5 protein-coding genes and 1 pseudogene are annotated in these 4,124 nt (G+C 62.0%); 3 read left to right on the forward strand and 3 right to left on the reverse strand.

Translation table 11 applies throughout. The features are described from left to right. Nucleotides 1–339, reverse strand: a pseudogene (locus ENZ74_RS24020) (ABC transporter ATP-binding protein); the annotation flags it as partial. Nucleotides 340–368: 29 nt separating this feature from the next. Beyond that, nucleotides 369–764 (reverse strand): hypothetical protein, encoded by a 396-nt coding sequence (locus ENZ74_RS24025; RefSeq protein ID WP_082826695.1) that lies wholly within the window; start codon nucleotides 762–764, stop codon nucleotides 369–371. A 443-nt stretch (nucleotides 765–1,207) separates the two neighbouring features. Here ENZ74_RS24025 and ENZ74_RS24030 point away from each other — a divergent pair, with 443 nt between their 5' ends. Both ENZ74_RS24030 and soxR read left to right on the forward strand, forming a co-directional pair. After that, entirely contained in the window at nucleotides 1,208–1,666 is a 459-nt protein-coding gene (locus ENZ74_RS24030) for a tRNA (cytidine(34)-2'-O)-methyltransferase (RefSeq protein WP_063168846.1), read from the forward strand. A gap of 132 nt (nucleotides 1,667–1,798) precedes the next feature. Next, entirely contained in the window at nucleotides 1,799–2,272 is a 474-nt protein-coding gene (soxR, locus tag ENZ74_RS24035) for a redox-sensitive transcriptional activator SoxR (protein WP_063168847.1), read from the forward strand. Between the two features lie 103 nt (nucleotides 2,273–2,375). Here the strand turns inward: soxR and ENZ74_RS24040 are convergent, their stop codons facing one another. Then, nucleotides 2,376–2,633, reverse strand: a complete 258-nt coding sequence (locus ENZ74_RS24040; RefSeq protein ID WP_013529975.1) for a hypothetical protein — start codon at nucleotides 2,631–2,633, stop codon at nucleotides 2,376–2,378. 114 nt (nucleotides 2,634–2,747) lie between these two features. Here ENZ74_RS24040 and hemF point away from each other — a divergent pair, with 114 nt between their 5' ends. Further along, entirely contained in the window at nucleotides 2,748–3,662 is a 915-nt protein-coding gene (hemF, locus tag ENZ74_RS24045) for an oxygen-dependent coproporphyrinogen oxidase (RefSeq protein ID WP_024504549.1), read from the forward strand. The last annotated feature ends 462 nt before the right edge of the window (nucleotides 3,663–4,124 follow it).

The raw sequence follows: 4,124 nt of genomic DNA on the forward strand, positions 1-4,124 counted from the left end.
GCCCATCAGCGTTTGCTGGTTGAGGAGCGAATGCAGCCATACGGTGCCCGGCAGTGCGAACAGCACGATGAAGGCCATGCCGGCAAGCTTCCAGGCTTCCGTCTGCAGGAAGGTTTCGCGATTCTGCCCCGACAGCCAGTCGACGATGCGGCCGAGGAAGCCGAACATCCACACTTCCGCGATCGCGATGGCCGTCACCAGCACTGCGTCGAAAAGGATATAGGGCCAGGCGCCGCGCGTATAATGCACGCAGAAGGCAACCAGCGTCTTGGGCGGCTCGACCGGTTCCGCCGCGGGGAACGGATCGAGCCTTTTTTCAAACCAGCTAAACAACAACATAGGTCATGCCTGTGAAATGTGTTTGCCGCTTACGCGGCACGTGAGCGTACGAAGTCCCCGGAACCCATGGCGTCGAGTGCCGACGGTCCGGAATCACCCGGACCGTCGGCAATGCTTCGCGCAATATAGGGGCTCGCGGGCTTTTCGCCGACAGCTGCGCCAGACGATCCTGACGACACGGTGCCGCCAGCCCGGTTTTTCGGGCCAGGCCGGATCAGCCGGATGATCCGGCGCACCAGCGACGGCCGCCCGGGATCGGGAACCGCGCGCGAAAAATCGACATCCGGCAGCATGCCGCGATGCGGCCGGCGGCGAACCTCGGCGTGAACCGCCGACGAATAGGTGTCGCCGATCAGCAGCGCCCAGGTCGGCAGTCGGTGGATATGCAGGCTCCTCGAGCCCGGTATTCTGTAGGGATCGAACATCGGTCCGTCCTCCGTGTGAAAATCGAGATAAAAAGGCGAAGCAATATCGTCCGCCGGCATTCGCCCGGAGACACGCATTGCATCGGTCCGGACATGACGAGTGTCGGTCCGGACAGCTTCAGTTGGGGCGTTCAGCCCTTTTGACTTTTTGAAAAACATCGCAGGATTCCTTCGGAAGCCGAAAAATCGTTTCGGCGGGAATCGGTGCGATCAAGTCTTAGAGAGTCAGGAGAATCGTCGTACCGAAACCGCCGGCAGGCAGGTAAGCCCACGAGAGGGGCGCTGGATGTGCATGGTCATCATGAATTACCCCTCCATCGGTTCGGGTTGACAATGCTGGTTGTATACCCGACTTCGCAGAAAATGGCCACCCGCAGGTCCAGCAATTTCCAAAACCGCCAAGCCGCTGTGGCCGATCCGCCACTTATTAGAAGGACGCGGAAATGAACCGTCGTCTCCGCATCGCGCTCTACCAGCCTGACATTGCCGGCAACACCGGAACAATCCTGCGCTTCGCCGCGTGCCTCGGACTTGGCGTCGACATCATCGAACCGGCCGGATTTCCGCTCTCCGACAAGTCGCTCAAGCGAGCCGGCATGGACTACCTCGAAATGGCTGCCCTGACCCGGCATGTCGACTGGCACGCCTTCGAGGAATGGCGCAAGGCTGGTTCGCACCGGCTGGTGCTGCTGTCGACCAAAGCCACGACGGCCTACACCAGCTTCAGCTTCGCGGACGGTGACGTCCTCCTGTTCGGCCGCGAATCCGCAGGCGTGCCGGATCCTGTCCATCAGGCGGCGAATGCGCGCCTGACCATCCCCATGCAGGGTACGGCGCGCAGCATCAACGTGGCGCTCTCCGTCGCCATGGTGGTGGGCGAAGCCATCCGGCAACTCGGATAACGGCACTCCGTCTCCCGACATCTCGACCCAGGCGCACATCGCCTTCTCCTTCGTTTGCACATCCAGGGTTTCTTCGCTACAAGCTCAACTTAACTTGAGGTCAAGCAGAAAAATCGGGACGGAAAATCAGACATGGCGCCTGTAACGGAATTAACGGTTGGCCAGGTGGCCATGCGCAGCGGGGTGGCGGTGTCGGCGCTGCATTTCTACGAGGCCCGCGGCTTGATCCGCAGCCACCGCACGTCGGGCAACCAGCGCCGCTACGGCCGCGACGTGCTGCGGCGCGTGGCGATCATCAAGGTCGCACAGGAGGTCGGCATCTCGCTGGCCGAAATCGGTGCCGCACTTGAATCACTGCCCGAAAGCCGCACGCCGACGCGCGACGACTGGAACCTTTTGTCGACCGCCTGGCGCGACGGGCTCGATCACAAGATCGCCCAGTTGAAGAAACTGCGCGAAGGGCTGACCGACTGCATCGGCTGCGGCTGCATGTCGATCGACAAATGCCCGCTGCGCAACAAGGGTGACCGGCTGGCACGCGAGGGAACGGGGGCAAGGAGGCTGGTCGCTCTTCCTTCTCCCCGTTCACGGGGAGAAGGTGCCTGAACGCAGTGAAGGCAGATGAGGGGCGGCGCCAGCATTGAGAGGTTCGTGCCGCTCCTCAACCTGCCTGCCGGCACCCTCTCCCCGTAAACGGGGCGACGAAATCCTAGTCGGCCGCAGGCAACCGCCTGATGGTGAACTCGATCAGGTCGCCCGGCCGCTCGAACCAGCTTTCGATCTCGGTCCAGTAGGCCTGCTTGGGAAAGCGCTCGAACCATTCCTTGGCCTTGAGCCGGGCATCGGAGCGTGGCAGCACGAAGGTCTCGCGCAGGAAACCGTCGCGCGGCATACGCACGCGCTCGGCACGGCTTTGGTCGAGCCTTTTCTTTAGGCCATCCAGCGGCGGTCTTGCCGGGGTGCGCACGAAACAACTCCTTGCACCGTAATGACACTTGACCCTGTCCCCTAAGAGATTAGGGATCGCGCCGGCAAAAGACGAGTCATTTGTGGGACTCGCCGCCCCAACCGGAGACGGCATTTGGAACGACCAGAAATACCGGCGGGCCTGCCCGCCGACATCGAACAGAAGAAGATGAAGGCGCGCCTCTGGTTCGAGGCGCTGCGCGAACGCATCTGCGCCACCTTCGAGCAGATCGAGCAGGATCTTGGCGGGCCGCTGGCCTCGTGGTCGCCCGGCCGCTTCGAAAAGACGCCATGGGAACGTGACGAGGGGCGCGGCGGCGGCGGCACCATGTCGATGATGCACGGTCGCGTCTTCGAAAAGGTCGGCGTCCACACATCGACCGTCCATGGCGAGTTCTCACCCGAATTCAGGAAGCAGATGCCCGGTGCCGAGGAAGACCCGCGCTTCTGGGCATCCGGCATTTCGCTGATCGCGCACCCATGGAATCCCAACGTTCCGGCCGTGCACATGAACACGCGCATGGTGGTCACATCCAGCCAATGGTTCGGCGGCGGTGCCGATCTGACACCGGTGCTCGATCGCCGCCGCACCCAGGACGACCCCGACACGGTCGCCTTCCACCGCGCCATGCAATTCGCTTGCGAGAAGAATGTCGCGGTGGCCGATTACCCAAAATTCAAGGCCTGGTGCGACGAGTACTTCTATCTGTCGCACCGCAACGAGCCGCGCGGCACCGGTGGCATCTTCTTCGACTGGCTGCATTCGGGTGAGGACAAGGGCGGCTGGAATGCCGATTTCAACTTCGTCCAGGATGTCGGCCGCGCTTTTCTCGTCGTCTACGGCCACCTTGTGCGCGCCAACTTCAACGAGAACTGGACCGATGGCGACCGTGACGAACAGCTCATCCGCCGCGGCCGCTACGTCGAATTCAATCTGCTTCACGATCGCGGCACCATATTCGGACTGAAGACCGGCGGCAATGTCGCCGCCATCCTCTCCAGCCTGCCGCCCGAGGTCCGCTGGCCGTAACAAAATGGTGAGCCCGGCGTGAGCCGCATTGATGTCCCATTCGCTCGAATTGGGCATGGAATGTGGCACACGGTGCGGCGAAAAATTTCTTTTTCGTCTAATAGGCTCTTGAAAAGACTGGTCTATTTGTGGCGCGGGGTCGGGAAGCGCCGGCGGTTCGCCTGCGCGCAATTTCAGGAAAGTGCGAAACGGCTTTCCGACCGGAATTGCGTCAAGACAAAGCGAGCCGCGACCCGACGCGACCGGACGGCCCAAGACGACGCGGGACATCTTCGTCAAAAAGATACCCGCCTTTCCAGGAGTACTTCGCAATGCGCAAGATCATTGTTTCGGCGGCCGCCGCTGCCCTTCTCGCTTCCGGTTCGGTGGCGTTCGCCGCCGTCAAGCACACCACCGGGACGATCAAGACCTTTGACACGACGGCCATGAGCCTGGTCCTCGACGATGGATCGTCTTTTACGC

This window comes from Mesorhizobium sp. M7A.F.Ca.CA.002.15.2.1, assembly GCF_003998715.1.
In the GTDB taxonomy this organism is placed as follows: Bacteria; Pseudomonadota; Alphaproteobacteria; order Rhizobiales; family Rhizobiaceae; genus Mesorhizobium; species Mesorhizobium ciceri.

Excerpts from the sequence above, each read along its gene's own strand:
- ENZ74_RS24025 (WP_082826695.1), bottom strand. The coding sequence starts at position 764 with ATGTTCGATCCCTACAGAATACCGGGCTCGAGGAGCCTGCATATCCAC.
- ENZ74_RS24030 (WP_063168846.1), top strand. The coding sequence starts at position 1,208 with ATGAACCGTCGTCTCCGCATCGCGCTCTACCAGCCTGACATTGCCGGC.
- soxR (WP_063168847.1), top strand. The coding sequence starts at position 1,799 with ATGGCGCCTGTAACGGAATTAACGGTTGGCCAGGTGGCCATGCGCAGC.